Raw genomic sequence first — 26,986 nt, forward strand, 5'->3', positions numbered from 1 at the left:
GGGAGCGTGAGGGGCTGGCCCCTCACATCCGCCCTCTACGCCCGCTCGAACCCGCGGGCAATCTCCCAATCGGTCACCACACGCTCGAATTCCTCGATCTCGACCTCGGCGGCGCGCACATAGTGGTCCACCACATCATCGCCCATGGCCGCCCGCAGCATGGACGACCCGTGCAACGCATCCCGCGCCGCGCGCAGATTGCCCGGAATCATGCCGGTATCCCCCTGATAGACATCACCCTTGGTGGGCGGCTGCAGCTCCAGCCCCTCCTCGATACCCGCGATTCCGGCGGCCAGCATTCCGGCGATGGCCAGATAGGGGTTCACGTCCGAGCCCGGAATCCGGCATTCCACCCGCACGGCCTTGGTGCCATCCCCACACAGCCGGAACCCCGCGGTGCGGTTGTCCACCGACCAGATGATCCGCGTCGGCGCGAATGTGCCCTTCATGAACCGCTTGTAGCTGTTGATGTAGGGCGCCATGAAACAGGTATAGTCGGCGGCGTATTTCAGCAGGCCCGCCATGTAGCTCTTCATCAGATCCGACATGCCCAGCGGATCGGCCGGATCGTAGAAGGCCGGCTGCCCGTCCGCCCACAGAGACTGATGCACATGCGAAGAACTCCCGACCCGGTCGTGATGCCATTTCGGCAGGAAGGTCGCCGCATGGCCGTGCTGCCAAGCAATCTCTTTCACGGCGTTCTTGGCGATCGAGTGATACTCGGCCGTCTGCATCGCCGGGGCGTATTTTATGTTCAGCTCTTCCTGCCCGGCCTCGGCCTCGCCCTTTGAGTTTTCCACCGGAATGCCCGCGTTCCACAGATGGTTGCGGATCGGGCGCATCACATGCTCTTCCTTGGTGGTCTGCAGAATATGATAGTCCTCATTGTAGCCCGAGATCGGTTCCAGATCGCGGAACCCCTCCTTGCGGATCTGATCGAAGCTCTTTTCGAACAGGAAAAACTCCAGCTCGGTCGCGCACATTGCCTCATAGCCCATGGCCTTCAGGCGATTGACCTGCTTCTTCAGAATGGCGCGCGGAGAATGCGGGACCTCCTCATGCGTGTGGTGATCCAGCACGTCGCACATCACCATCACCGTGCCTTCCAGCCACGGAACCGGGCGCAGGGTGCTGAGGTCGGGCTTCATGACATAGTCGCCATAGCCGCGCTCCCAGCTGGTCGAGGCATAGCCGTCCGGCGTCGCCATCTCGAGATCGGTGGCCAGCAGGTAGTTGCAGCAATGGGTCTCGCGCCAGGCGCCGGCCACGAAATGACCCGCATAAAAGCGCTTGCCCATCAACCGGCCCTGCATGTCCACCATGCAGACCAGCACGGTATCCACATCGCCTTCATCGACCTGGACCTTCAGATCCGCCAAAATCGCATCAATGCCCATCGTTCTCATTCCTTGTCACTTCCAAGACCCCGACCCCGTCTCACACTGGCGCACGTGCCCTTGCGGTCACCCGCCAAAACCCCCCGGCGCACGACACAACCCGCGCGCCGGGGTAACAGACTTAGCTGTAGCGATACGGACGCCCGGCCTTCTGCATGTCGGCGTTGTAGCGCTTGATGATCTCGACGACCTTGGCCTTGGTCTCGGACTCGGCTGCGATCTCATCCCAGAAGGCAACGGCGGCCGCTTCGACCTGGGCCCATTCCTCGTCGGGGATGGTGGTCAGCTTGAGCTTGTCGCCATGCACGCGCAGCGATGCCTCGCCGCCCCAATACCACCACTGACGGTAATAATGCGACTGGTCGGTGCAGACGCGGAACAGGGTCTGCAGGTCCTCGGGCAGTTCGTTCCAACGATCCATGTTGGCAAAGAACGACCCGGCCCAGGCGCCCGAGATGTTGTTGGTCAGGAAGTAGTTGGTCACATCCGCCCAACCGACGGTATAGTCCTCGGTGATGCCCGACCAGGCGATGCCGTCCAGCTCGCCGGTCTGCACGGCAACCTCGATGTCTTCCCAGGGCAGGGTCACCGGGACCACGCCGAACTGCGACAGGAACCGGCCCGCCGTCGGGAAGGTGAAGACCCGCTTGCCCTTCAGGTCCTCAAGACTGTTGATCGGGTCCTTGGTGGCGAAATGGCACGGGTCCCAGGCGCCGGCCGAGATGTGTTTGACGCCCACCTTGGAATATTCCGCATCCCAGATCTCGTTCAGACCGTACTGGTTGAACAGGACCGGCACGTCCAGCGAATAGCGCGAGGCAAACGGGAAATAGCCGCCGAACACGGTCACCTCGGTGGGCGATGCCATCGAGTCGTCATCCGACTGCACCGCGTCGATCGTACCGCGCTGCATGGCGCGGAACAGCTCGCCCGTGGGCACCAGCTGATCGGCATAATAAAGCTCGATCTGCATCCGGTCACCGGCGATCTGGTTGAACATCTTGATGGCCGGGTCGATCACATGCTCAGCCAATGCCGGGCCGGCATAGGTCTGCATGCGCCAGCGGATCGTGGATTGCGCCAGCGCCGGGGTGGCCAGCGCGGCGGCCGGGGCCGCGGCGGCCCCTTTCAGGAATGTGCGTCTGTTCGTCATCTTCTCTCTCCGTTGTCGGTTTCGATGGGCGAGAGACCAACCTCTCGCATGTGCCCCGGTATGTCCGGGGTCATTTGTTGTAGATGTAGTCGGGCAGCCACAGCGCGATCTGCGGGAAGGTCATGATGATGGCCAGCGCCAGCGTCATCACCATCACGAAGGGCAGGATCGAGCCGTAGATGTCGCGCAGCGAAATCTCGGGCGGGGCCATGGCCCGCATCAGGAACAGGTTATAGCCGAAGGGCGGCGTCATGTACGCAATCTGCGTGGTGATCGTGTACAGCACCCCGTACCAGATCAGGTCAAAGCCCAGTTCCCCCACCAGCGGCACATAGAGCGGCGCCACGATCACCAGCATCGCGGTGTCGTCAAGGAAGGTGCCCATGACGATGAAGCTCAGCTGCATCAGGATCAGGATCACCCAGGGGTTCAGGCCCAGCCGCTCGGTGAACAGGGTCTCGATCGCGCGCACGGCGCCCAGCCCGTCGAACACCGCGCCAAAGGCCAGCGCGGCCAGGATGATCCACATGAACATGCAGGTGATGCCCAGCGTCGAGCGCACCGAGACCTCGAACACCTGCCGCGTCATCCGCCCTTTCAGCACGGCGGCGGCAAAGGCCGTCAGCGCCCCGATGGCCGAGCTTTCGACCAGCGAGGTCCAGCCATTGACGAAGGGCACCATCATCGCCGCGAAAATCGCCAGTGGCAGCAGCCCCGCGCGCAGCAGCCGCAGCTTTTCCGCCATCGGCACGTCGCGCTCTTCCTTTGACAGCGCCGGCCCCAGTTCCGGGTTTATCCGGCAGCGGATCACGATGTACAGGATGAACATCCCAGCCATCATCAAACCCGGCAGGATGCCCGCCAGCCACAGCTGCCCCACCGGCTGCCGCGCGATCATCGCATAGAGAACCAGCACCACGGACGGCGGCACGAGAATGCCCAGCGACGACCCGGCCTGGATCACCCCGGTCACCATCTTCTTGTCATAGCCGCGCTTGAGCAGTTCCGGCAGAGCAATCGTGGCCCCGATCGCCATGCCCGCCACGCTGAGCCCGTTCATCGCCGAGATCAGCACCATCAACCCGATCGTGCCGATGGCCAGCCCGCCGCTCAGCCCGCCCATCCAGACATGGAACATCTTGTACAGGTCGTCGGCGATCTTGGACTCGGCCAGAACGTAGCCCATGAAGATGAACATCGGCAGCGTCAGCAGCGGGTACCATTTCATCAGCTTCATCGCGGCCGAAAAGCCGATGTCATAGCCGCCCCGGTCGCCCCACAGCAGCAACGCGGCCACCACGGCAACGAAACCGATGGCACCGAACACGCGCTGGCCGGTCAGCAGCATCAGCATCATGGTCGAGAACATCAGGATGGCGATCAACTCATACGACATCAGATCACCTCGCGCGGGATGTCATCGCCCTTGAGGCGCAGAATATCTTTGAACAGCTCGGAAATGGCCTGCAGCAGCATCAGGATCAGCCCCACGACCATGATCACCTTGATCGGCCACAGATAGGGGCGCCACGCGGTCGGGCTGCGTTCGCCATATTGCAGGGAATAACTGAGCGAGTCGAACCCGCCATAGATCATCACGCCCAGGTAGAAGATCAGAAACAGCACGGTGATCGCATCGGTCCAGGCCCGGCGCCGGTGCGACCATTCGCTGTACAGAAGGTCCATCCGCACGTTCGAGCCCATCTGGATCGAATACGGCCCGCCGAGAATGTAATAGGCCACCATCGCGAACTGCGCGACTTCGAGCGTCCAGAGCGACGGCAGGAAGAAGGTCTTCGAGATCGACGACCACAGCAGAATGCCCATCATCACGAAGATGCCGTACATGACGACCCGTCCGATCCAGCGGTTCATGCGGTCGATGACCGCAACATATCCCCGCATGAAATTCATGCCTGCTCCTCTGTTCCGGTTGGAGAAAACGCCGCGATGGTCCGGGCCAGAACCGGAGCCAGAACGCCAGCCATCCGGTTGACCCCGGCGGGCGTGTCGATCAGGTCGTTGCGGACCTCGATCATCACGTTGGGAAGGCCCCGCGCGACGCCGTGCTCGCGCAGGGTGTGGGTCACGCCATCGGCGGCCGCATAGGGTTCGTTCAAAGCGGTCCTCAGGCCGCAGCCCGCGGCATGGTCCAGCATCACCCGGGCCGCGCGTTCATCCTGATCGTGCAGGATGCCCAGTTCGACATCGCGTTTCTGCCCCTTGTAGACGGGGGTGAAACTGTGGATCGTGATCAGAACCGGCGGCTCCGGGCGTGCGTCCAGCGTGGCCGACAGCAGATCCCGGAACGGCTCGTAGATCTCGCGCACCCGCTGGACACGTTGGGCCGGGGTCAGGTTCCGGTTGCCCGGAACATCGAAGACCTCGCTGACCTCGGGCATGGAATCGGTGCGCTCGGGCGGGCGGTTGCAGTCATAGACCAGACGGCTGACGCGCGCCTGCACCAGCGGCGCGTCAAGGGCGCCCATCAGCTCGACCGCAAGCTCCATTGCGCCGATGTCCCAGGCCGCGTGCGACCGGGCCGCCGCCGCGTCCAGCCCCAATCCGTTCAACGCCGCCGGAATGAACCGGCTGGCATGTTCACACACCAGCACCGCCGGGGCGCGGCCATGCGCGTTCAACACCCGTGCAGCGGGGGCTTCGATCGGGGACAGCAAAGTGGACTCGGGTGTCGGCTTCATAAGTAGCATTTGTTACAGCGGACTTCGGCCTGTCAAGAAAATTACTGTAGACAAAATTACGTTCGCTCATATTCTGTAACGAATTGAATAATACGAGGGCGCCGATGGCCTCTGTCGCCAAGACCGTCAAGCAACGCATCCAGGACGAGCTTGATGACCTGACCCGATCCGAACGTCAGTTGGGGTCGATCCTGCTGCAGGATTATCCGATGGCCGGGCTGCAATCGATCACCAAGCTGGCCGCGGCGGCGCAGGTCTCGACCCCGACGGTGATCCGCATGGCACGCAAACTGGGCTTCGACGGCTTTCCCGCCCTCCAGGACGCGCTGCGCGAGGAGGTCGCCGCGCAGATTAAGAAGCCGATCTCGAAACGCGACGCCTGGATCGTCGACGACGAGACCGAACACCCGATCACCCGTTTCGCGCAGGCCGTCTGGACCAACATGCGGCACACGCTGGAGCGGTTGGACAAGTCGATGTTCGACGCGGTGGCCCAGTTGCTGGCCGATACCGAGCGGCATCTCTATGTCGTGGGTGGCCGCATCACCCGCTCGAACGCAGACTATCTGTTCAACCACATGCAGATCATCCGGCCCAACGTGACGATGCTGGGCAATTCAGCCAACGTGTGGCCGCAATACCTGCTGGACATGGATGACAGCTCGGTCCTGGTGATCTTCGACATCCGCCGCTACGAGGCGCATCTGGAAAAGCTGGCGCAGGTGGCCTCGGATCGAGGCGTGGCGGTCGTTCTGTTCACCGACCAGTGGGGTTCGCCCATCGGGCGGACGGCTGATTACACTTTCCACGCGCTGGTCGAAGCCCCGTCAAGCTGGGATTCCACCATCGCACTTCAACTGATTTCCGAGACCCTGATCGCCGAGGTGCAGGAAGCCCGCTGGGAAGAAAGCAAGGAACGAATCGAGGAACTGGAGCGCTATTTCTCGACCACGCGGATCTTTCGCAGCCTCGACAACTGACCGTTCACGAGCTTTGGCAACCGGTGGACAAAACTGTTGTTCCACAAATGTCGCCCATATATCGTTGTTGCATCAAGGCTCGCTGCAACATCAGGTAACCGCGGCCCCGGAGACTTTGGGCAAGGCGAAATCCGGCCGGTCGATCCGGCAAGAAACCGCCGCAGTTCGCACTCCGGGCCCCCTTGCGGCTTCAGAAGGTCGGGCGAGGCTGATAAGTCCCGGGTTTGGCCGCGGTCCAAGCTTGTTACAGCCCCGGATCCGCGCATGAATGACAAAGGTTGACCGATCGTGAGCCCGAAGCACCCCGCAAATCTCCGCCCGGACCCCGAGCTTCAATCCGCACGCAGGCAGGGATCGACCTTCCTGCTGCTGACCTTTTTGTTCAGCGTCTTCGTCAACATCCTGATGTTGACCGGGCCGCTGTTCATGCTTCAGGTCTATGACCGCGTCCTGGCCTCGCGCGCGGTCGAGACGCTGACGGCCCTGTTTCTGCTTGTCGCCCTGCTCTATGGCCTGATGGCAACGCTGGACTATGCCCGCGGGCGGATCATTGCCCGGTTCGGCGCGAAGTTTCAGTCCGACCTGGACGAACGTGTGTTCGACGCGACGCTGCGCCATGCGCTTTATCCTCAGGCGCGCGCCACGCCGGCCCGGTCGCTGCGCGACCTCGAGACAATTCAGGCCCTGTGTGCCTCACCCGTATTTCTGGCGATGATGGACCTGCCCTGGACACCGGTGTTTCTGGCCGCCATCTTCATTTTCCACCCGCTTCTGGGCTGGCTCGCGGTGGGGGGCGGGGTTCTTCTGATCGTCATTGCGGTCGTGAACCAGATCCTGACCCACCAGAAGGTCGCCGAAGCCCAGGTCGCGTCGGCCAGGGCCAACGCCTTTTCCGAAAGTGCCCGTCAGGCCGTCGAAGTGGTGCGGTCGCAGGGCATGCAGCGGGACGTGACCGACCGGTGGCTGCTACAGAGATCGCAGGCCCTGTCGCAGAGCATTTCGGCCAGCGACTGGACCGGCAGCTTCAGCGCGCTGACGAAATCCCTGCGGCTGTTTCTGCAGTCGGCCATGCTGGCCCTTGGCGCCTGGCTGGTGCTGCAGAACGAGATGACGGCCGGTGCGATGATCGCGGGGTCGATCCTGCTGGGCCGGGCGCTGGCGCCGGTGGAGCAGATCGTGGGCCAATGGGCGATGGTCGAACGGGCGCGCATGGCGTGGAAGGGCCTGAACCAGTTTCTCGCCCGAACCCCCAGAGAGCCGTCGCGCACCAAGTTGCCGGTTCCGGCCGCGCGGCTGGTGGCCAAGAACCTGACGGTGATCCCGCCAGGCACCAAGACACCGACCCTGCGTGGGGCGTCTCTGGTGCTGGAGCCCGGCAAGGCGCTTGGCGTGATCGGCAAGAGCGGATCGGGCAAGACCACTCTGGCCAAGGCGCTGCTGGGACTGTGGGCACCGGCGGCGGGCGAGGTCCGCTTGGGCGGCGCCACCCTCAGCCAGTATGACCCGGACGATCTGGGCCGTCACATCGGGTATCTGCCGCAACAGGTCACCCTGTTCAACGGAACCGTGGCCGAGAACATCGCGCGGATGTCGCTGTCGCCCGACGACGAGGCCGTCGTGGCCGCCGCCAAGAAGGCCAATGCGCATGAGCTGATCCTGAGCCTCGAGAAAGGGTATGACACGTTTCTGGAAGGCAATGAAAGCCAGCTGTCGGGCGGTCAGAAACAGCGGATCGCCCTGGCGCGCGCGCTGTATGGCGACCCGGTCGTGCTGATCCTGGACGAGCCCAATTCGGCGCTGGATGCCGACGGTACGGACGCACTGAACGCGGCCATCCGCAATCTCAAAGCCGAAGGCAAGGCGGCCATCATCATGACGCACCGGCCCCAGGCCATTTCGGAATGCGACGACCTGGCCGTGGTCGAACGCGGCCAGATCGTGAAATTCGGACCGCGCGACGATGTTCTGAGCGCGATGGTCCAGAACGCGGGCGTCATCAAGCGACAGCTCAAGAAGGTGGGTGAATAGACATGGCCAACCAAGTTTCGCGCCCGGCCTGGCGGATCACCGTTCCGGCCCTTGTGGGGTTTGCCGCACTGACGATCCTGATCGGCGGCGTCGGCGTCTGGAGCACGCAGACCCGGCTGGCCGGGGCGATCGTCTCGCCCGGCGTCGTCGAAGTCCAGAGCAACCGGCAGGTGATCGAGCACCCTGACGGCGGGGTCGTGGGCGAATTGCACGCCCGTGACGGCGACCATGTCGCCCAAGGCGATCTGCTGCTGCGGTTGGACGGCACCTTCCTGACATCCGAGAAGGCCATCATCGAGTCGCAGCTGTTCGAATTGCTGGCGCGCAAGGTGCGGCTGGAAGCCGAACGCGACGGCGCAAAGGTCGACGAACTGGACGCGCATATGCGCGATCTTGCGCGGATGGAACCGATCGACCCGGATCTGATCGCCGGTCAACGAAACCTGTTTCTGGCGCGCTCTGACACGCTGACCCAGAAAATCGACCAACTGGGCAAGCAACGGCATCAAATCGAGAGCGAAATCGCAGGAACCGAGGCCCAATTGGTGTCGCTGACCAAACAGGTCGACCTGATCCGGCAGGAGCTGGAGGATCAGAACGACCTTCTGGCCAAGGGCCTGACCCAGGCCAGCCGCGTGCTGGCCCTGCAGCGCGAAGAGGCCAGCCTGACCGGTGAAATCGGGCGACTGGAGGCTACGGTGGCCCGTCTGAAGGGGCAGATCGCCACGACCGAAATCCAGATCGTCGAACTGGCCTCTGCACGGCGCGAGCAAGCGATCACCGAGTTGCGGGAAGTGCAGGCGCAGATCGTGGAACTGTCGCAGCGTCGCCTGTCTCTGACCGAGCGCCTGTCGCGCCTGGACATTCGCGCCCCGGTCGCTGGTACGGTCTTCGGCAGCCAGGTCTTTGCCGCGCAATCCGTGGTTCAGCCCGGCGAGCCCATGATGTACATCGTCCCCGAGGATACGCCCTTGCTGGTGGCGGCGCGCGTGGACGCGATCCATGTCGACCAACTGTATGTGGGACAACCCGTCACCCTGCGGTTTCCGGCCTTCAACCAGAGGGAAACCCCCCAGATCGACGGCCATGTGATCAACGTGTCGGCCGACGCGCTGACCAATGAAAAGACCGGGCAGGCCTATTATCGGACCGAGGTGGCCCTGGACGACGGCCAGACCGAACGGCTGAATGGCCAGACGCTGCTGCCCGGCATGCCGGTCGAAACCCTGATCAAGACCGACGAGCGCACGCCGCTGTCCTATCTGGTCAAACCGATGACCGACTACTTCAACCGGGCCTTCCGCGAATAGCGCCTCACGGAGCTTCGCGGTTGCCCGGCGGAATGGATGCCATGTCGGTGGCGATCACGCCATCGACGGCCGCCACGGAAATTCCGGTGTCGTATGAAACATTGTGCCGCGTGATGCCGGACAGGTCGGAGTTCTGATCCAGAAAGACCCATTCGGGCTCGTGCAAGGACGGCATGCCGACGGCCACCTGCAGGGAACCCAGCGTGATGATTTCGCGCGTGGCGTTGGAGTAGGTCTTGATGATGTCCTGGTGGCCGCTCAGGGTTCCATCCGGCAGGCACAGGTAAAACTGCTCTGCCGGTCCGCCTGCGCCGTGGTCGTCACGACTGTTGTTCACCTTCACGATGACGGCGCAAGATCCTTTGCTGCCCGTCGTTCTGACGACAACGGCACCGAACGGCGGACCGACCAAATGGCAATTGGGTACCGATGGCGCCGACATCCGGGCGACCACCAATGTAGATGACATCGTTCGAGGCAGCGGTGGCGACGACACATTCGACCTGACCGGCACCGCGCGCGATCTGGTCGAGGCTGAAACGGATCCCGCCATCAACGGCACTGATGCAGTCACCGGCTTCACCCTGGGTCCGGCAACGGATGTGACAGATGCATTGCTCTTCAGCGGGCCTGATGTAGCGAGCTTGCGCAGAAGCCGACCAGATGTCGAGATTTCGGGGCTGGAAAGTGCGCTTGGCGCGAACTCCGGCTTTGTCGGAGTGAACACCCAACCACCCGGTCTCGGTTTGGGAACCTTGACTTCGGCTGCCGGAGGCCCGGTGGACGCTCGGTCGGGCGGTGAAATCTATCTGATGGTCACCGACCCAACGACAGCGTGCCCGGCAATGTCGGATCCGGATGCTTTTGATGTCCCTCTCACTGCGTGATTTACGGCTCCGAAATCGGAGCGGTGAACATGTCTGACCACTATTGGCCGAGCGATGCGCAGATGGTCAGGCCCGAGCCTTTCTTTCCGAAGTCCTCCGGCAAGCCCCGCGTGGATGGCAAACGTGTGCCGAGCGGGATTATCTTATTCAATCGCAAAGGCTTGCGCCGGCGTGACGCACCGTTTGAGTGCGGGCCACACAAAACTCTTTGCAGACGCTGGAAGCGGTGGAGCGAGATAGGCATCGGTGCTGGGATGTTTCCGGGGCGGGCCGAACAGGGCGGCGACGCCGATACGCTGATGACCGACACCATCCACTTCAAGACCCACTGCACCGCCTCCAGCCCGAGGTTCAAGAACGGGGCGAGGCCGTTGCACCAAGGGCGGAATGAACTCGAAACCCCACGCCATCACCGATGCGGTGAAGCGGCCATTGCGAGTGTTCCTGACTGCCGGCCAGCGGGGCGATTACATGACCGCCGGGGCGATCCGGATGCTCAGCAACCCGCCAGCCGCATGCTGAGGCCCGCTTCAAGGATCAGCGCCGCGTTTGCGACCCGCAATGACACGTACCCGCGGGTGTTCCGATCCGCCCGCGCCTTGGCTGCCGGCATCATGTTCTGGTTACGAATCCAGACCCATTGCGCACCGACTCCGTCAGTTGGAGGACGTCTTGAACTGTTGGTCGAACAATCGCCGGAAGCTGCCGTTCATTTCCAGCAATTCATCCAGATTGCCTTGTTCGACCACCTGCCCGTCTTGCACCACGATGATCTTGTCGGCGCCCAGCACCGTCGACAGCCGGTGCGCGATGACGATCGTGGTGACGTTTTCGGTCAGTCGGTCCAGGGCGTCCTTGACCAGAGATTCGGATTCCGCATCCAGAGCACTGGTGGCCTCGTCCAGCAACAGGATCTCGGCCTTGCGCAGAATGGCCCGGGCGATGGCGAGGCGCTGTTTTTGTCCGCCCGACAGGAAGGCTCCGTTTTCGCCAACCTCCGTGTCATAACCTTCGGGCAGCGCCATGATGAAGTCATGCGCATGTGCGGCCCGGGCCGCCTCGACAATCTCTTCGTCGGTGGCATCCGGTCGGGCAAAGCGCAGGTTTTCCCTCACCGACGTGGAAAACAGGAACGTGTCCTGACCCACAAAGGAGATTTTGCGCCGCAACGAGGCAAAGCTGACATCCTGCAAATTCTGCCCGTCGATTTCGACCGCACCGCTTTCCGGGTCGAAAAACCGCATGATCAGACCGAAGATGGTTGATTTCCCGCCGCCGGACTGCCCCACCAGGGCAGTCGTCTTGCCGGCCTCGAAGGTGGCGTTCAGATTCCGGATGACCGGGTGCGAACCGCTATAGCCAAAGGTCACGTCCTTCAGGCGAACTTCTCCCGGCCCGGGGGCAAGGTCGGTTGCCCCCGGCTTTTCGCGCATCGGCTCTTCCTGATCCAGCAATTGGAACATCATGCCGATCGGCACCAACGTAGTTTCGATCGCCACACGCATGCGTGACAGCCGTTTGGCGGGCTCGTAGGCCATCAGAAGGGCCGTGATGAATGACATCAGCTGACCCGCCGACGGCGGCTCGCTGCCGGCGAGCCCCATCGTGGAAACCACGAGAACACCCGCCACCGCCAACCCGGCCAGAAGCTCCATCAAGGGGCTGGCGATCGCCTGCAACTTGGCGATCGAGTTGGCGCGGCGTTCGACCGAGCGAATGGCCCCGTGCATCCGGTCGACCATCATGTCCTCGAGCGCGAAAACCTTGATCACCTTGATCCCGCCCGAGGTTTCCTGAAGCACCTTGATGATCTCGGCCAGGGATTTCAACTCGGATTCCATGATGACGCGCACGCTTTTCAACAGCGCCCGCACACCCCACAGGGCCAACGGCCCCACCACGAAGAACAGGACCGACAGAACCGGTTGCTGATAGATCATCACAAAGACCAGACCGACCAGCGTCAGAGCGTCACGGACGAAACTGGTGACGATGACGTCCACAAGCCGCCGCGCGGCCTGGGCCCCGTTGGTCACGCGCATCAACAGGTTCGAGGACTCGGTCTGGGCGAAAAAACCGACCCCGCGGGTGATCAGCTTGTCGTACAGTTTCTCCTGCTGCTCGGCGATGATGCGGTTGCCGGCACGTGCCAGAAACACGGCCTGGGCATAGGAGGCCACCGCCTTGGTGAAGAACAGCCCCACGACCCCGAGCGCGATCCAGTAGACCTGCGATTTCATCTCGGGCGTGGTCATCGCGTCCACGATGCTTTCCATCATCCACGCGGTTCCGGCCGTGGTCACCGCCACGATCGCCATGGCGACCATTGCAATGGCGTAAAGCCGCCACTGCGCCCGCAGACTGTCGCCCACCAGCCGGCCGATATGGCCGGACCGCCACTTGGCCCAGGTCTTTCCGATCATCAGGGTCTCCAAACGTTCTGACGCCTTGTTGCGTGTCAGAACCGGATTTGCAAGTTGTCAAAGCGCGTGCCGGCAAGGCCGTGCCGCGTCGCGCAACCGCCCTTAATTGGGGGCTGAGCTCGGAAATACCAGTGCCGGTTCGGGTTTTTTCAAAGCTTCGGGCGACCAAGACCTGTCGGCCGTTCACTCCGAAACTCCATCACTGCCACTCGACGTCGCCCAGAAAGATGTAACCGGCGCCGTAGATGGTTTTGATCAGGCGCGGGTTCTTGGGGTCTTCTCCCAGTTTGGTCCGCAGCCGCGATATGCGCACGTCCATCGCGCGATCAAAGCTTTCTCCGGCGGCGCCCCCAAGCGCTTCTTGCATCTGCGCGCGGGTGATCAGGCGTTTGGGGCTTTCCAGAAACAACCGCAACACCTCGCCCTCGGCGTGGCTGAACGCAGTTTCCTCGCTGGTATCTGACAGCAGAACATAGCGGTCGAAACAGGCCGTCCAGCCATGGAACCGGGCCACCTGCGATTGCTGCGCCTGGGATCTGGGCGCGCGTAGACGGGCCCGGATGCGGGCCACCACCTCGGCGGGGTCGAAGGGTTTGGTGATGTAGTCATCAGCCCCCAGTTCCAGCCCCGTCACCCGGTCCTGCACCTGTGCCCGCCCCGAGATGATGATGACCGCCGCCCCCTGTTCCAACGCCAGCCGATGCACCAGCGCCAGCCCGTCGGTGTCGGGCAGCGAAAGGTCCACAAGGCAGACATCCGGCGTGACCCGTTTCAGTGACGCTTCGAATTCGCGGGCGCGGGCAAAGCTCTGGGTTCGAAATCCAGCGTCTTCAAGCGCTTCGGTCAGAATCCGGCGGATTTCGGGTTCGTCGTCCAGAATGGTCACCAGGGGTTGCGTCATGAGGCGGCCTCGGTTCGGATGAGCGCGGACAATTGCGCGCGGGTGAAGGGTTTGCGCAGGACCGGCGCCTTGGCAAGAGCCCGACGGTGCAGCGCGTCGTCATAGGGCAACGAAGTCATCAGGATCGTCGGGATCGGGGCGTTCAGCCTTTCGATCAGATCAATGCCGGTGGCGGCGCCCTCCAGCCGGATGTCCGACAGGATCAGCGAGATGTCGTCCAGGCTGGTGGCCAGGGCCAGCGCCTCATCCGCCGAGGTCGCCTCGATCACCGAGAGCCCCAGATCCACCAGCATGTCGCGGAACTGGTGGCGCAGATCGTCGCTGTCCTCGACCAGCAGCGCCAGGCCCGACTGAACGGGCGGCGCGGGCCGGTAAGGCAGCCGCAGCATCACGGATGCGCCCGAGGGCGTGTTGCGCAATTGCAGGTCTCCACCCGCCAGTTTAACGGTATCGTAAACCATAGGGAGGCCCAGCCCCGACCCCTTGCTGCCCTTGGTGGTGAAAAACGGGTTCAACGCCTTGTCCAGCGCATCGGGCGAAAACCCCGGACCGGTATCGGATACGGTGATTTCCACCCAGATCCGGCCGATCGCATGGGCGCTTATGGTGATCTGCCCGCTGCTTCCGCAGGCGTCGCGGGCGTTCAGCACCAGGTTCAGCAGCGCGTCCTGCACCATGCCCGGGTCCAGCATCAGCGCCTCGTCCGGCAGGGTGTTGACCACCGACAGCCCCACCCCACGCGGGAGCGAAGGCGAGGCCAGGACCCGCAGATCCTCGAGCAGGCCGCGCATGTCGGTGGCCTGCGGCTGCGGGGTGCGGTTGCCGGTCATGTCGGCAATGCGGTTCAGCAGCTGCCCGCCGCGCCGCGCGGTCTGCTGGGTTGCGGCCACAAGCTCGGCGGCGTCTTCGGGCAGGTCCATCTTTTCCAGTTTGGCCTGCATGCCCAGGATGATGGTCAGCAGGTTCGAGAAATCATGCGCCAGCCCGCTGGTCATCTGCGCGGCCATCGCTCGGCGCCGGGTCTGCTGCAGGGCCACGCGGGCCTGCGTTTCCTCGGTGATGTCCACCGACATGATATAGACGCCGCCCGTGCCATCGGGCGTGAACGAGACACGGATACGGCGCGAATCCTGATCCTCGGTGAATTCGAACACCGAGGCCTGACCGTCATAGGCCTGTTGCAGATGCGGCCGGACCCTCTCGTAGGCATGCGCACCGAGCGCCTGCGAGATGTGCAGCCCCAGGATGTCCGACGGCCGCCCCGGCAGGACCGAACTGAGCCGCCGGTTGGAATAGTCATACCGCCCCTCGGCATCCAGATGCGCGATATGGGCCGGCATCATCTCGGTCGTCATGCGCGTGCGCGCTTCGATTTCGGTCAGCTGGCGCTTGGCCTCTTCCAGCGCGCTGATCGTGGCGGCCAGTTGCCGGTTGGAGGCCGAAAGCTCTTCGGCATGGCTCAGCAACTGATCCGACAGTTCTTCGGACCGGCTGCGCAGCAACTCTTCGACCCGCTTGGTGCTGGTGATGTCGGTATAGACCGCGACCCAGCCACCGGTGGGCAGCGGCGCGCCCTCGATCGAGATCACCTGCCCGTTGGGACGCACGCGCTCCATGTAGTGCGGCTCGAACGCCAAGGCTTGTTCGACCCGGACGCTGACCAGATCCTCGACCGATTGATCGTGGCCATATTCGCCCCGGCTGGCCAGAAAGTGGATCGTGTCGCTGAACAGCGCGCCCGGCTGCACCAGGGCTTCGGGAAGGTCGAACATTTCCTGAAAGCGCTTGTTGCTGACCACAAGCCGCAGCTTGTCGTCATAGATCGACAGGGCCTGACCGATCAGGTTAAGCCCTGCGGTGGTCATTTCCTTGATGCGCTGTTCGGATATCTCCAAGCCGATCCTCCCCTGGGCACAGGCCTATCACCAGTTTTCGGGCAGGTGTAGGGGGGCCGGATGCGACCGGTTGGCCCCTAGCCGGGTTTGCGCGCGATGATCCAGACGGGGTGATAGGTCAGGCGCACGCCTTCGGGGCCGGAAAACGCGGCGCGATAACGCGTACTGAAATCGGTCAGGTCGGCGCGGGTCCAGACCTGCGCCGCACGGCCGTTCACCCCGGTCTCACGCAGGTGGCGCAGCACGTCCAACGGCGTGTCGAACCACAGCGGTTGCCGATCCTGCCACAGGTCGAGGATTTCAACCTCGGGGCCGATGCCTGCGGCCAGATCCTCGGGGGCGCGCAAGCCGGGCGCGCGGGCGGCCGACCCCAGCGCGGACAGCTCGGCGTACTGGTCGGGGCCAAATCCCGAAATGGCCACCCACCCGCCAGGTGCGACCTGATGCAGGGCGCGGCGAACCACGGCCGCCGGATCGTCCAGCCATTGGACCGTCGAGGCCGAGGCGATCAGGTCCGGCCGCGCGGGCCATGTCACATCGCGGATATCGCCTTGCAGGAAATCCGCGCCCCATCGCCGCGCAGTCTCCTGGGCCTCGGCCATCAGGTCGTTGAGCGTGGACTGGGTGAACGAAAACTGCTGGTGCAGCGCTTCGGTCAGATGACCGGTGCCGCAGCCGATTTCGAACAGGGTGCCAAACTGGCGGGGCGCCCCGAGATCGACCAGCCGCTGCGCCAGAGCGCGGGCAATCCGGGCCTGCGGGCCAGCGGCGCAGTGATAGCTGCCGAAGCTGCGGCTGAAACTGCGCCGGATGCGGTCGGTGGGCATGGCGTTCATGCGAACCACTCCGCCCAGGTCTGCCCCACCGCGAAAGGCTGGTGCGGGCCGGGGATGCGGCGCATGGTGTCCGATTGGCCCCAGGCCATTTCCTGCGCGGCCGTCGGCACGATGCGGTCCGAGGTGGAAATCCAGACCCGGTCGAAACCGGGATCGGGCGCAGCTCCGCGCGCGGCGATGGTCCGCAGTTCCTCGGCCGCAGCGGCAAAATCGATCTCGGGCGCGGGGCCATCCAGCCCGGCCCGGCGGCAGAACCGGGCAAAGCTGGCCGCGCTCAGGCCATCGGCCGTGGCTGCCACCGTCTCGGGCGCGATGCCCCGGTCGGCATCCGCCGGAAACAGCGTGCCGTTGACCGCAACCTTGCGCGCGCAGGTCACTCCGTGCCCCGCCAGCCAATGCGCGGCCGAAGCGACACCGAAGGAATAGGCCAGCAAGCGGATCGAGTCATAGTTGCCGGTTTCGGGCAGCGCGTCATCGAGGTTGCGATAGTCGTCCACCACCAGAACGTCCGCCGCCCCGGTCAGGCGCGCAAACGGCGCAGGCCCCAGCGCCCAACCGCCGAACACCAGCGTCAACTGCGCTCCTCCGTCACGGGTTAGCCAGTGCCGCCTCATGCGTCGCCCCGCGCGAGTTCGACCATGGCCGCCGTCACCCGGCTCAGCTCGTCGCCCGAGATCACATAGGGCGGCATACAGTAGATGTTGCGCGCGAAGGGACGCAGCCAGACCCCGGTTTCCGGCGCCCGCCGATGCGCGATGCGTGGATCGACGGTGTGCTCCATCTCGATCACGCCGATGGCGCCCAGCACCCGCACATCGGCGACGCCGGGCAGGCCGCGCGCCGGCTCCAGTTCGGCCTTCATCTGCGCCTCGATGGCCCGCACGCTGGCCTGCCAGCCGCCATCCTCAACCAGCCCCAGACTGGCGACGCCGGCGGCGCAGGCCAGCGGATTGGCCATGTAGGTGGGGCCGTGCATGAACACGCCAGCCTCGCTGTTGCCGATGCCATAAGCCACCTGTTCGGTGGTCACCGTCGCGGCGAACGAGATGTGCCCCCCCGTCAGCGCCTTGCCCAGGCAGATGATGTCCGGCGTCACCCCCGCATGGGTGGTGGCAAACAGCTCTCCGGTCCGGCCGAATCCGGTGGCGATTTCATCGAAGATCACCAGAACGTCATGGGCCTGACACAGGGCCTTGGCCCGGCGCAGCCACTCGGGGTGATAGAAATACATGCCGCCCGCGCCCTGCACGACCGGTTCAAGCACCAGCGCGGCCAGCCTGTGCGCCTTGTCGCGCAGCAACTGTTCCAGGGCATCGAGCCCGTTCTGTGCCGGGTCCTCGGGCCAGTCGTCGCCCAGGCGAACGGACGGGCGCGGCAGGAAATGCTGGATCGACAGCGCGCCGCGGAACAGCCCGTGCATGCCGTTGACGGGGTCGCAGACGCTCATCGCCTTCCAGGTGTCGCCGTGATAGCCGCCGCAGATCGTGGCGAACTCGACCTTGTCGGTGCGGCCATGGGCCATCTGGAACTGCACCGCCATCTTCATCGCCACCTCGATCGAGACCGAGCCGCTGTCGCAATAGAAGATCCGGTCCAGCCCCTCGGGCAGCAGGGCCACCATCTTGCGGCCAAGATCAATCGCGGGCCGGTGGGTCAGACCGCCGAACATGACATGGGGCATCCGGTCCAGCTGTTGCTGCATGGCGGCGGTGATCGCCGGGTGGCGGTGCCCATGGATGGCGCACCACCACGAGGACATGGCGTCGATCATCTTCGCCCCGTCCTCGCGGTACAGATACACGCCCTCGGCCCGGTCGATCAGGTGCATCGGGCCCGGGTCGGCCACGTTCGTATAGGGGTGCCACAGGTGGCGGGCGTCAAATTCCAGCGGGGTCACAGGGCACCTCGGATCGTGTCCATGTCGATCGCCTCGAAGGCGTGGCGCAGGGTGTCGGGTGTCAGAGTCTCGATCCGGCCGAGGCGTCCCAGGTGGGGCACCTGCGACATCTGGATGATGGTCTGTTCGACCGCGGGTTCGGGGTCTCCGATGAAGGCCACGCCGACCACCGGGCAGCCGGCGCCGCGCAGTGCCATCAGAGACAGGGTCGTGTGGTTGATCGTGCCCAGGGCCGTCCGGGCCACCAGAATCACGGGTGCCTGCCAGCGGGCGAACAGGTCAAGGTAATAGGCCTGCCGGGTCAGCGGCACCATGACGCCCCCTGCCCCTTCGACCACCAGCGGGCGATCGGTCTGCGGCAGGGTCAGCCGGTCAAGGTCGATCTCGACCCCCTCGGCCTCGGCCGACAGGTGCGGCGAAGCGGGCAGGTTCAGCAGATAGGCCTCGGGCAGGACCGATTGGCCGGACAGGCGCGCCACGATCTGGCTGTCGGTCTCTTCCTCAAGCCCCGATTGCACGGGCTTCCAGTACTGCGCACCGAGGGCCGCGGTCAGCCCGGCGGAAAACACGGTTTTGCCGACGCCAGTGTCGGTTCCGGTCACGATCACTGTGGTCATGCGGGTCCTGCCTGTTGTTCGGCGATGGCCTGAAACACCGCCGTGATGTCCTGTGCGCCCACGTTGCCGGTGATCGAGACCCGCAGCCGCGAGCTGCCACGCGGCACGGTGGGTGGGCGGATCCCGCGCACGTCAAAGCCCCTCTGTTGGAGTTTCGCCGCGCGATCCATCGTGGCCGCGTCCTCTCCCACGATGACGGGCATGATCTGGCTGTGAAATCCGGTCAGCCCGCACAGGCGCGCGGCCTCGGCGTGGGCATGAGCCATCCGGTCGCGCGCGGCCAAAGTCAGGCCTGGGTCCTGTCCGACGGCCCGCAGCGCGCCCCGCACGATGGCGGCGTCCAACGGCGACGGGGCCGTCGCAAAGATGAACGGCCGTGCCCGGTTGATCAGGGTGTCGATCATTTCACGCGGTCCGCAGATCAGCCCGCCGCTGGCGCCCAGCCCCTTGCCGCAGGTGTGCAGCGTCAGCACCTCGGCGTCCAACCCATGGGCCAGCCCTTGCCCATTCGGGCCGAAGACGCCCGTGGCATGGGCCTCGTCCACCACCAGCACCGCCTGCTCGGCTCGGGCCAGTCCGGCCAGGGCGGTCAACGGGGCCAGATCGCCCTCCATCGAATAGACGCTTTCGACCGCGATCCAGACTTGGCCCGTGCCGCCTTGCGCGCGCCAGTCGGCCAGCACCGCGCGGGCCGCCGAAATGTCGTTATGCGCAAAGCCACGGGTCTCGGCCCGACCCAGGCGCATGCCTTCATGCGCGCTGGCATGGACCAGTTCGTCATGCAGGATCAGATCCCCGGCCGCGGGCAGGGTCGAAAAAATGGCTTGATTGGCCTGAAACCCGCCGCCCATGAAGAGCGCCGCCTCGGCGCCGAAAAAGGCGGCAGCTTCGGCTTCCAGCGCCTCGTGCTCGGGGTGGTTGCCGCGCAGCAGGCGCGACCCGCCAGAACCCAGCGGAACGCCCCGGTCCAGCGCGTCCTGCGCCGCGCGCCTCAGAAGGTCGGAACCGGCCAGGCCCAGATAGTCGTTGGATGCAAAATCCAGCCCCGTGCGGGGCGCAAGCCTGCGCAGCCGATGGCGCGTTTCCAGCACCTTCAGCGCATTGCCCAGCCTTGCGGTCGCTGTCATTCGGCCGCGTCCACGCGGGCCTCGGACTCCGCCTCCATCGGCTGGATGCCCAGCTTGGCGAACAGGATCGCGTCCTTGCTTTCCTCGGGGTTCTCGGCGGTCAGCAGCGTGTCGCCGGCAAAGATCGAGTTGGCACCGGCAAAGAAGCACATGGCCTGCATCTCGTCGCTCATCTCGCTGCGGCCAGCGGACAGACGAACATGGGATTTCGGCATCATGATCCGCGCCAGCGCGATGATGCGCACAAAATCGATCGGATCGACCGGCTTGGCGTCGGCCAGCGGAGTGTCGGCCTGCGGCATCAGCATGTTGATCGGCACCGAATCCGGCGGCTCGGGCAGGTTGGCCAGCGTCACCAGCATGTCGATCCGGTCCTCGCCGTTTTCGCCCATGCCCAGAATGCCGCCCGAACAGACCTTCATCCCCGCCTCGCGCACGCGGTTCAGCGTGTCGATCCGGTCGGCAAAGGTACGTGTCGTGATGACCTCGGGGTAATAACGCTCGGACGTGTCGATGTTGTGGTTGTAATAGTCCAGCCCGGCATCGCGCAGCTGCACCACCTGGGTATCGTCCAGCATGCCCAAGGTCATGCAGGTTTCCATGCCCATCGCCTTGACGCCCTGAATCATCGCCACCAGTGCATCCATGTCGCGCGCCTTGGGCTCGCGCCAGGCGGCGCCCATGCAGAACCGGGTCGAGCCGGACTCGCGCGCCTTGCGGGCCTCGGCCAGAACGCGCTCGACCTCGATCAGTTTCGAGGCGCTCAGCTTGGAGCCGTTGCGCGCGGATTGCGAGCAATAGGCGCAATCCTCGGCGCAGCCGCCGGTCTTGATCGACAGAAGCCGCGACATCTGCACCTTGTTGGGGTCAAAATTCTCGCGATGTACGGTCTGCGCCCGATACAGAAGGTCCATCAGCGGCAGGTCATGGATGGCCTGAGCGGTTTCGCGGGTCCAGGTGTTCGATGTAGCCGACATTTTATAGATAATTTTTCCCGATGATTCAGATTTACTCGGGTTTATCAATAAAGCCGGAAAACGCAACATCCGCGATGTCACAGGGTGCGGGTCCGGCGCAGGTCAGGAATGGCGTCGCACCGATTTCGGGCCATCCGGCGTGATCGAATGCAACGAGAGTGTATGGTCCATGTTGCGCATCCGGTGGCGCAGCATCTGGCGCGTCAACCGTGCAAGGTCCGGCGCGAATTCAGGCTTGTGCGCGACGTTCTCGGCCTCGCCCTTGCCATGGTGATCGAACAGCAGGGGCGGCAGGTCGGCGGCGAATTCCACCAATGTAAACCGCGCATCCCGCAGAATGCCCAGGCACGAGTCGCTGTGCCCGATCCCCAGCCGCCTCTGCCAGACGGTCGGGTGTTCGGGGTCGGAAAAATCCAGCTCACTGAAGGAATAGCCGCGCCAGTCCGCCGGTATCCGGCCCTGCAGAAGCGGCAGCAGGGAACGCCCGTCCATCGAATTCGGGATGGCCTGCCCCACCCAGTCCAGAATGGTCGGCGCGATGTCGATGGATTCGGTCGGAACGTCGACGCGCAGCCCCGCATTCCCCGCGTTGTCCGGCGCGCGGATCACCAACGGCGTGTGATAGGCCGCGTCATAGACCGACATCTTGCCCCAGGCATGGTGATCGCCCAGCATCTCGCCATGATCGGCGGTGATGACGATCAACGTGTCATCATATTGGCCGCTGTCCTTCAGAAACCGCAGCACCCGACCGATGTGATGGTCGACCTCGCTCGCCAGCCCCAGATAGACGGCGCGCAGTGTCTGGGTGGTCTGATCGGTCGGTGGCACCTCGGCAAAGCCATGCACGCAGTCACCCGGCCCGCAGCTTTCCAGCGCCGGGCCGAAGAACGGATGAACGGCGGCTTCGGCATCAGGTGATTCAGCCCGCGTCGGCAGTGGCAGTAACGCCGGATCATACATGCGGTTGTACGGCGCCGGCGCAACCAGCGGCGGGTGCGGACGGATATAGGTCAGATGCGCGAACCAGCCGGGCTGTCGATAGGACGCGATTTCGTTCAAGAACGAGTCGGTCAGGAATGCCGTGTCACTGTCTGCGGCGCTGTACGGGGCGGGGTCGTTCAACCGCGGCGCGGACCCGTCCGGCGAAACCGGCTTGTAGAGGTCCCAATAGTCGTCAAACGCATATCCCTTTCGCAGCAGGTGCGACCGCCAGGGAAACGATTCCTCGAGCCGCATTTCGACGACCTCGTGAAAACCGTTCATCGGATTTTCATAGGTCTTGACCGCCGGGTCGTTCGGATGATGCACCCGAGGGTCGGCCGAGGTGTCGGTATAGCCGAACAGCTGCGGCAGGTATCCGGCCTTGCGCATTTCCGTCGCGATGTTTGGGGTGTCGTGCCGCAGCGGCGTGCCGTTGCGCACCGATCGGTGATTCATGGCATATTGCCCTGTCAGCAGCGACGCCCGCGACGGCCCGCACGGGTTGGTGACCGAGAAATGGCGGGTGAACGTGACGCCTTCGGCCATGAAGCCGCGCAGGTTGGGCAGATCGACATGGTCAGCCAGCGCCCCGGTCAGGCAGTCGGCGCGCAACTGATCGATGATGATGAACAGGACATTTCCCTTTTGCCGCATTCCGAACCACCCTGCCTGGATTCCGTGTTCCGTCCGATGGCGACTGTGTCCGCGATCCTTGGTTCAAGCAAACGATTCCATCGGTCGGGCGTGATTTTCCGACGGCACGCCGGCCCCTGAAGGACACGCCCCACGCCCAGTTTCTCCTCCTGTGCAAGAAAGCCGTTGCAGCAGGGCGTCGTTTCCCATCTGATACCCGCATGACACAGCTCTCTATTGCATTGGAACAGATCAACGACTCCCTGCGGATCGCGGTTGCGGGCGAGATGGTGACCCAATCGCTGGAGGCGGTGGAAAAGGGATTTCGGGCAATTCACCCAGACGCGGATCACATTGTTTTCGATCTGTCCGGGCTCGGGTCGCTGGACACCGGCGGCGCCTGGTTGATCTGCGATCTGGCGCGGCGGGCCTCGGCAGCGGGCGCGACGGTGACCTATGAAAACGTCTCGGCCACGCAATCGGCGCTGCTCGAGACCGTCGCGCAGAACATCGCGACCGAGATTCCGGCCGAGGCCCCGCCGCGCGGTTTCGTACCCTGGCTGGAGTCGCTGGGCCGGCGAACGGTCGGGGCCGGGCGCGACACGGCGTCGATGCTGGGCTTTCTGGGCCTGACGCTGCACCGGCTGGCGCGCACCTTGGTCATGCCATGGCGTCTGCGCCGGGCCGCGCTGGTGTCGCAGATGGAGGAAACCGGGTTCAAGGCGCTGCCCATCGTGGCGCTGATGGGGTTTCTGATCGGGGTGGTTCTTGCCTTTCAGGGGGCAACCCAGTTGAAACAGTTCGGCGCCGAGATCTTCGTGGTCGAGCTGATCTCGATCTCGGTTCTGCGCGAGTTGGGCGTCCTGCTGACCGCTATCATCGTGGCGGGACGGTCAGGCTCGGCCTTCACCGCGTCGATCGGCTCGATGAAGGTGCAGGAGGAGATCGACGCCATGCAGACGCTGGGCCTGGACCCGATCGAGGTTCTGGTGGTCCCGCGGGTTCTGGCGCTGCTGATCATGCTGCCGATCCTGGGCTTCGTGGCCGACATGGCCGGCCTGTTCGGCGGCGCCTTGATGAGCTGGATCGATTTGGGCGTCAGCCCCGGCATGTTCGTCACGCGCCTGAAGGAAAACACCGATGTCTGGCACCTGGCGGTCGGGCTGATCAAGGCCCCGTTCTTTGCCGTGGTAATCGCGGTGATCGCCTGTTGGCAGGCGATGCAGGTCAAGGGCTCGTCCCAGAGCGTGGGGCAGCGGACCACATCATCGGTGGTGCAGGCGATCTTCATGGTGATCGCCATCGATGCGCTGTTTTCCATCTTCTTTTCCGAGGTCGGGGTCTGACATGGACGGCGCGATCCAGCAACAGGACACCAAGGCCGAGGCGCAGCGCGAGGCGGTGATCCGGGTGCGTCACCTGCGCAACCAGTTCGGCCCGCAGGTGGTGCATGACGACCTGAACCTGGATGTCTGGCGCGGCGAGGTTCTGGGCATCGTCGGCGGATCGGGCACCGGCAAGTCGGTCCTGCTGCGCACCATCGTCGGGCTGAACAAGCCCGCCGCCGGCAGCATCGAGGTACTGGGCGTCGACGTACTGAACGGCCCCGACGCCGACCGACGCCGGATCGAAAAACGCTGGGGCGTGGCCTTTCAGGACGGCGCGCTGTTTTCATCGCTGACCGTGTTGCAGAACGTGATGGCCCCGCTGCGCGAACATACCGGCCTGAGCGAAAGCCTGATGCGCGCGCTCGGCAGCCTCAAGATCAGCCTGGTGGGCCTGCCCCAGCTGAGTTGCGGCAAGTTTCCGTCCGAACTGTCGGGCGGGATGCGCAAGCGGGCGGCCCTGGCGCGCGCGCTGGCGCTGGACCCCGAGATCGTGTTTCTGGACGAACCGACAGCCGGCTTGGACCCGATCGGGGCGGCGGCCTATGACGACCTGATCGGCGAGTTGCAGCAGGCCCTTGGGCTGACCGTTTTCATGGTCACCCATGACCTCGACAGTCTTTACGCCATCTGCGACCGTGTCGCGGTGCTTGCGGAAAAACGCGTTCTGGTCGAAGGTCCCATAGACGAGATGACCAAGGTCGATCATCCTTGGGTGCAGGAATACTTCACCGGCCCCCGGGCCCGCGCGGCGCAGCAGAAGGGGCACGACAGGTAGAGGCGATGGAAACCCGGGCGAACTACATCCTGATCGGCGCATTCACGCTTGTGGGTATCCTCAGCGCGTTCGGCTTTTTCCTGTGGCTGGCCAAGTTCGAGGTGACCCGGCAATACGCCTATTACGACGTGCTGTTCGACAACGTTTCCGGCCTGTCGGCGGCCGGGGGCGTCAGCTACAACGGCCTGCCGGTGGGTCAGGTGATCTCGCTGGATCTGGACGACGACGACCCCTCGAAGGTGCGAGTGAGGCTTGAAGTTGACGCCGACATTCCCGTCACCACGGATACCATCGCGCAGTTGCAGTCGCTGGGGGTGACGGGCGTCAGCTATGTCGAGCTGTCGGGCGGATCACCCGATGCCGAGCGCCTGCCGCAGTTCAGCGTCATCAAAAGCAAGCGCAGCGCGATCCAATCGCTGTTCGAGGGCGCGCCCAAGGTGCTGGACGAGGCGGTGACCCTGCTGGAAAACCTCAACGCCGTGGTCGATGACGACAACCGCAAGGCGGTGGCCGACATTCTGGACAACCTCGCCTCGGCCTCGGGACGGCTGGACAAGACGCTGACCGATTTCGAAACCCTCTCGGGCGATCTGGGCAGCGCGGCAAAGGAGATCGGTGCCTTCACCAAGCGGTTGGACACCCTGGCGGATACGGCAGAAACCACGCTGACCACCGGGACTGAGACGCTCGACAGCATAAAGACCGCCGCGGACTCCGCAAAAACCGCACTGGATGGCGCCAACAAGACACTGGCCACGGCAGATCAGGTGCTGGAACAGGACATCCGACCCTTCATCGCGCGCGGGTCTGAATTGGCGGACCGGCTGATCGGGTTGTCGGACGAGGCGGGGGTGACCATCGCGACCGTCAACAACACCTTTGCGAACGCCAACCAAACGCTCGATTCCGTGACCTCGGCGATGGAAACGGCCAAGGGCACGCTGACCTCGGCCGAACGCGCCTTCGACTCGGCCAACCGCGTAATGGACGAGGACGTGGCCGCCGTGGCCGCCGACATCCGCACCGCCGCAAACCAGGTGGCCGAGACCGTGTCGAACGTCACCCAGCGGATCGACGCGATTTCCGCCGATATCCTCAGCGCCTCGCAATCGGCATCCGACCTCCTGGGCACGATCGACGGCATCGTGCAGCAGAACCGCCGGCAGGTGTCGGACTTTCTGCGGGTGGGGCTGCCCCAATTCGTGCGCTTCGTCGAAGAATCCCAACGCCTTGTCATCAGCCTGGACCGGCTGGTGGACAAGCTGGAACGCGACCCGGCCCGGTTCCTGCTGGGCACACAGGCATCGGAGTTTCGCCAATGATCAGAGCAGCAATCGTCGCATTGGGTCTGGCAGGGTTGACCGGCTGCACCGGGTTGGGAACGCTGAAACAGGCCTCGAAACCCAACGATCTGTACCTGCTGACGCCCAAAAGCACGTTCTCCAGTTCGCTGCCCCGCGTGGGCAAGCAGATTGTCGTTCAAGAGCCGACGGCCACCGCCGCGGTCAACACCGACCAGATCGCGGTGCAGCCGACGCATTTGCAGGTGCAATACCTGCCGCGCGCGCGCTGGGTGGACCGGGCACCGCTGATCGTGCAGGCCCTGCTGGTCGAGAGCTTTGAAAACAGCAACCGTGTTGCGGCCGTGGGCCGCTCGACCGTCGGGTTGCGCGCGGACTACGTGATCGTTCCCGACCTGCGCGAGTTCCAGGGGATCGTCGTCGGAGAGACCGAAAATTCCAAAACGGTCAAGATCGACGTGCGGATGAACATCAAGATCATCGACGAGTTCGAAGACAAGATCATCGCCTCGAACTCGTTCCGGGAACAGGTGATTTCGGCCAGCGATCAGACGCCCGATCTGATCAATGCCTTCGACGAGGCGTTGGGCGACACCATGCGCGACGCCGTTGAATGGAGCATCCGCAAGATCCACGCCCATGCCGCCAGCAACCCGCGGCCATCGCTGAACTAGGTCACGCACTCATAAATCGCTATCGGCGTTTGAGGGTTTCTGATTCACTTCTGTGAAAGAGGAGAGCAGCATGTCTCAACGTCGCTATGAACTGACCGACT

At 64.1% G+C, this 26,986-nt stretch carries 24 protein-coding genes and 1 pseudogene; 9 read left to right on the top strand and 16 right to left on the bottom strand.

What is annotated here, in order from left to right:
• Window positions 1-35 precede the first annotated feature (35 nt).
• From F3H26_RS13315 to F3H26_RS13335, 5 genes are all read right to left on the bottom strand, one after another.
• Window positions 36-1,397, bottom strand: coding sequence for a glutamine synthetase family protein (locus F3H26_RS13315; RefSeq protein WP_188127769.1), 1,362 nt, complete (start codon window positions 1,395-1,397; stop codon window positions 36-38).
• Window positions 1,398-1,518: 121 nt separating this feature from the next.
• Window positions 1,519-2,550, bottom strand: coding sequence for a TRAP transporter substrate-binding protein (locus F3H26_RS13320; protein WP_149776521.1), 1,032 nt, complete (start codon window positions 2,548-2,550; stop codon window positions 1,519-1,521).
• A gap of 70 nt (window positions 2,551-2,620) precedes the next feature.
• Window positions 2,621-3,946: a TRAP transporter large permease gene (locus tag F3H26_RS13325; protein WP_005977024.1), complete on the bottom strand. Its 1,326-nt coding sequence runs from the start codon at window positions 3,944-3,946 to the stop codon at window positions 2,621-2,623.
• Window positions 3,946-4,464 carry a TRAP transporter small permease subunit gene (locus F3H26_RS13330; protein WP_149776522.1) on the bottom strand — a complete coding sequence of 173 codons (519 nt, stop codon included), beginning with the start codon at window positions 4,462-4,464 and terminating at the stop codon, window positions 3,946-3,948. Before F3H26_RS13330 ends, F3H26_RS13325 begins: the two co-directional genes overlap by 1 nt.
• Complete coding sequence (locus F3H26_RS13335; RefSeq protein WP_149776548.1) at window positions 4,461-5,252, bottom strand: N-formylglutamate amidohydrolase; 792 nt, start codon at window positions 5,250-5,252, stop codon at window positions 4,461-4,463. The genes F3H26_RS13330 and F3H26_RS13335 overlap by 4 nt, the downstream gene beginning before the upstream one ends.
• 104 nt (window positions 5,253-5,356) lie before the next feature.
• Between F3H26_RS13335 and F3H26_RS13340 the strand changes: the two genes are divergently transcribed.
• From F3H26_RS13340 to F3H26_RS13350, 3 genes are all read left to right on the top strand, one after another.
• On the top strand, window positions 5,357-6,232 hold the full coding sequence (locus tag F3H26_RS13340) for a MurR/RpiR family transcriptional regulator (protein WP_149776523.1): 876 nt from the start codon (window positions 5,357-5,359) through the stop codon (window positions 6,230-6,232).
• 288 nt (window positions 6,233-6,520) lie between these two features.
• Complete coding sequence (locus F3H26_RS13345; protein WP_149776524.1) at window positions 6,521-8,260, top strand: type I secretion system permease/ATPase; 1,740 nt, start codon at window positions 6,521-6,523, stop codon at window positions 8,258-8,260.
• Between the two features lie 2 nt (window positions 8,261-8,262).
• Window positions 8,263-9,570 (top strand): HlyD family type I secretion periplasmic adaptor subunit, encoded by a 1,308-nt coding sequence (locus F3H26_RS13350; protein ID WP_149776525.1) that lies wholly within the window; start codon window positions 8,263-8,265, stop codon window positions 9,568-9,570.
• A 4-nt stretch (window positions 9,571-9,574) separates the two neighbouring features.
• On the opposite strand, the gene F3H26_RS13355 is transcribed toward F3H26_RS13350, so the two are convergent.
• A complete protein-coding gene (locus F3H26_RS13355) occupies window positions 9,575-9,907 on the bottom strand; it encodes a hypothetical protein (RefSeq protein WP_188127770.1) in 333 nt (110 codons plus the stop codon).
• On the opposite strand from F3H26_RS13355, the gene F3H26_RS13360 reads away from it, so the two are divergent.
• Together F3H26_RS13360 and F3H26_RS13365 are read left to right on the top strand one after the other, a co-directional pair.
• Entirely contained in the window at window positions 9,900-10,457 is a 558-nt protein-coding gene (locus F3H26_RS13360; RefSeq protein WP_149776527.1) for a hypothetical protein, read from the top strand. The two genes, F3H26_RS13355 and F3H26_RS13360, sit on opposite strands and share 8 nt — an antisense overlap.
• Window positions 10,458-10,486: 29 nt before the next feature.
• A pseudogene (locus tag F3H26_RS13365) lies at window positions 10,487-11,083 on the top strand (transposase); the annotation flags it as partial.
• A 30-nt stretch (window positions 11,084-11,113) separates the two neighbouring features.
• Here F3H26_RS13365 and F3H26_RS13370 read toward each other — a convergent pair.
• From F3H26_RS13370 to F3H26_RS13415, 10 genes are all read right to left on the bottom strand, one after another.
• A complete protein-coding gene (locus F3H26_RS13370; protein ID WP_149776528.1) occupies window positions 11,114-12,880 on the bottom strand; it encodes an ABC transporter ATP-binding protein in 1,767 nt (588 codons plus the stop codon).
• Window positions 12,881-13,079: 199 nt separating this feature from the next.
• The gene (locus F3H26_RS13375) at window positions 13,080-13,781 is read right to left on the bottom strand and encodes a response regulator transcription factor (protein ID WP_149776529.1); all 702 of its coding nucleotides are present in this window, start codon (window positions 13,779-13,781) and stop codon (window positions 13,080-13,082) included.
• Window positions 13,778-15,646 (bottom strand): PAS-domain containing protein, encoded by a 1,869-nt coding sequence (locus F3H26_RS13380; protein ID WP_149776549.1) that lies wholly within the window; start codon window positions 15,644-15,646, stop codon window positions 13,778-13,780. Before F3H26_RS13380 ends, F3H26_RS13375 begins: the two co-directional genes overlap by 4 nt.
• Window positions 15,647-15,753: 107 nt before the next feature.
• On the bottom strand, window positions 15,754-16,512 hold the full coding sequence (locus tag F3H26_RS13385) for a methyltransferase domain-containing protein (RefSeq protein WP_149776530.1): 759 nt from the start codon (window positions 16,510-16,512) through the stop codon (window positions 15,754-15,756).
• A complete protein-coding gene (locus tag F3H26_RS13390; RefSeq protein WP_149776531.1) occupies window positions 16,509-17,126 on the bottom strand; it encodes a pimeloyl-ACP methyl esterase BioG family protein in 618 nt (205 codons plus the stop codon). Before F3H26_RS13390 ends, F3H26_RS13385 begins: the two co-directional genes overlap by 4 nt.
• Complete coding sequence (gene bioA / locus F3H26_RS13395; RefSeq protein WP_149776532.1) at window positions 17,123-18,409, bottom strand: adenosylmethionine--8-amino-7-oxononanoate transaminase; 1,287 nt, start codon at window positions 18,407-18,409, stop codon at window positions 17,123-17,125. Before bioA ends, F3H26_RS13390 begins: the two co-directional genes overlap by 4 nt.
• Entirely contained in the window at window positions 18,406-19,026 is a 621-nt protein-coding gene (gene bioD / locus F3H26_RS13400) for a dethiobiotin synthase (RefSeq protein WP_149776533.1), read from the bottom strand. The genes bioA and bioD overlap by 4 nt, the downstream gene beginning before the upstream one ends.
• Window positions 19,023-20,153 carry an 8-amino-7-oxononanoate synthase gene (locus F3H26_RS13405; protein WP_149776534.1) on the bottom strand — a complete coding sequence of 377 codons (1,131 nt, stop codon included), beginning with the start codon at window positions 20,151-20,153 and terminating at the stop codon, window positions 19,023-19,025. The genes bioD and F3H26_RS13405 overlap by 4 nt, the downstream gene beginning before the upstream one ends.
• Window positions 20,150-21,130 (bottom strand): biotin synthase BioB, encoded by a 981-nt coding sequence (gene bioB, locus F3H26_RS13410; RefSeq protein WP_149776535.1) that lies wholly within the window; start codon window positions 21,128-21,130, stop codon window positions 20,150-20,152. The genes F3H26_RS13405 and bioB overlap by 4 nt, the downstream gene beginning before the upstream one ends.
• A gap of 102 nt (window positions 21,131-21,232) precedes the next feature.
• On the bottom strand, window positions 21,233-22,768 hold the full coding sequence (locus F3H26_RS13415) for a sulfatase-like hydrolase/transferase (RefSeq protein ID WP_149776536.1): 1,536 nt from the start codon (window positions 22,766-22,768) through the stop codon (window positions 21,233-21,235).
• Window positions 22,769-22,968: 200 nt separating this feature from the next.
• Here F3H26_RS13415 and F3H26_RS13420 point away from each other — a divergent pair, with 200 nt between their 5' ends.
• Genes F3H26_RS13420 through F3H26_RS13435 form a run of 4 tightly spaced genes read left to right on the top strand, consistent with a single transcriptional unit; the run spans window position 22,969 to window position 26,885 of the window.
• Entirely contained in the window at window positions 22,969-24,093 is a 1,125-nt protein-coding gene (locus F3H26_RS13420; RefSeq protein ID WP_149776537.1) for an ABC transporter permease, read from the top strand.
• Between the two features lies 1 nt (window position 24,094).
• Window positions 24,095-24,910 (top strand): ABC transporter ATP-binding protein, encoded by an 816-nt coding sequence (locus F3H26_RS13425; protein WP_149776538.1) that lies wholly within the window; start codon window positions 24,095-24,097, stop codon window positions 24,908-24,910.
• A 5-nt stretch (window positions 24,911-24,915) separates the two neighbouring features.
• Window positions 24,916-26,232 (top strand): MlaD family protein, encoded by a 1,317-nt coding sequence (locus F3H26_RS13430; RefSeq protein WP_149776539.1) that lies wholly within the window; start codon window positions 24,916-24,918, stop codon window positions 26,230-26,232.
• A complete protein-coding gene (locus F3H26_RS13435) occupies window positions 26,229-26,885 on the top strand; it encodes an ABC-type transport auxiliary lipoprotein family protein (protein WP_149776540.1) in 657 nt (218 codons plus the stop codon). Before F3H26_RS13430 ends, F3H26_RS13435 begins: the two co-directional genes overlap by 4 nt.
• Window positions 26,886-26,986: the final 101 nt, after the last annotated feature.

It is taken from the genome of Ruegeria intermedia (assembly GCF_900129345.1).
GTDB classification, from domain to species: domain Bacteria; phylum Pseudomonadota; class Alphaproteobacteria; order Rhodobacterales; family Rhodobacteraceae; genus Ruegeria; species Ruegeria intermedia.

Excerpts from the sequence above, each read along its gene's own strand:
- F3H26_RS13375 (WP_149776529.1), bottom strand. The coding sequence starts at position 13,781 with ATGACGCAACCCCTGGTGACCATTCTGGACGACGAACCCGAAATCCGC.
- F3H26_RS13330 (WP_149776522.1), bottom strand. The coding sequence starts at position 4,464 with ATGAATTTCATGCGGGGATATGTTGCGGTCATCGACCGCATGAACCGC.
- F3H26_RS13425 (WP_149776538.1), top strand. The coding sequence starts at position 24,095 with ATGGACGGCGCGATCCAGCAACAGGACACCAAGGCCGAGGCGCAGCGC.
- F3H26_RS13435 (WP_149776540.1), top strand. The coding sequence starts at position 26,229 with ATGATCAGAGCAGCAATCGTCGCATTGGGTCTGGCAGGGTTGACCGGC.
- F3H26_RS13420 (WP_149776537.1), top strand. The coding sequence starts at position 22,969 with ATGACACAGCTCTCTATTGCATTGGAACAGATCAACGACTCCCTGCGG.
- F3H26_RS13370 (WP_149776528.1), bottom strand. The coding sequence starts at position 12,880 with ATGATCGGAAAGACCTGGGCCAAGTGGCGGTCCGGCCATATCGGCCGG.
- F3H26_RS13340 (WP_149776523.1), top strand. The coding sequence starts at position 5,357 with ATGGCCTCTGTCGCCAAGACCGTCAAGCAACGCATCCAGGACGAGCTT.
- F3H26_RS13320 (WP_149776521.1), bottom strand. The coding sequence starts at position 2,550 with ATGACGAACAGACGCACATTCCTGAAAGGGGCCGCCGCGGCCCCGGCC.
- F3H26_RS13315 (WP_188127769.1), bottom strand. The coding sequence starts at position 1,397 with ATGGGCATTGATGCGATTTTGGCGGATCTGAAGGTCCAGGTCGATGAA.
- F3H26_RS13325 (WP_005977024.1), bottom strand. The coding sequence starts at position 3,946 with ATGTCGTATGAGTTGATCGCCATCCTGATGTTCTCGACCATGATGCTG.
- F3H26_RS13390 (WP_149776531.1), bottom strand. The coding sequence starts at position 17,126 with ATGAGGCGGCACTGGCTAACCCGTGACGGAGGAGCGCAGTTGACGCTG.
- F3H26_RS13415 (WP_149776536.1), bottom strand. The coding sequence starts at position 22,768 with ATGCGGCAAAAGGGAAATGTCCTGTTCATCATCATCGATCAGTTGCGC.
- F3H26_RS13430 (WP_149776539.1), top strand. The coding sequence starts at position 24,916 with ATGGAAACCCGGGCGAACTACATCCTGATCGGCGCATTCACGCTTGTG.
- F3H26_RS13335 (WP_149776548.1), bottom strand. The coding sequence starts at position 5,252 with ATGAAGCCGACACCCGAGTCCACTTTGCTGTCCCCGATCGAAGCCCCC.
- F3H26_RS13350 (WP_149776525.1), top strand. The coding sequence starts at position 8,263 with ATGGCCAACCAAGTTTCGCGCCCGGCCTGGCGGATCACCGTTCCGGCC.
- bioD (WP_149776533.1), bottom strand. The coding sequence starts at position 19,026 with ATGACCACAGTGATCGTGACCGGAACCGACACTGGCGTCGGCAAAACC.
- F3H26_RS13405 (WP_149776534.1), bottom strand. The coding sequence starts at position 20,153 with ATGACAGCGACCGCAAGGCTGGGCAATGCGCTGAAGGTGCTGGAAACG.
- F3H26_RS13385 (WP_149776530.1), bottom strand. The coding sequence starts at position 16,512 with ATGAACGCCATGCCCACCGACCGCATCCGGCGCAGTTTCAGCCGCAGC.
- bioB (WP_149776535.1), bottom strand. The coding sequence starts at position 21,130 with ATGTCGGCTACATCGAACACCTGGACCCGCGAAACCGCTCAGGCCATC.
- F3H26_RS13380 (WP_149776549.1), bottom strand. The coding sequence starts at position 15,646 with ATGACCACCGCAGGGCTTAACCTGATCGGTCAGGCCCTGTCGATCTAT.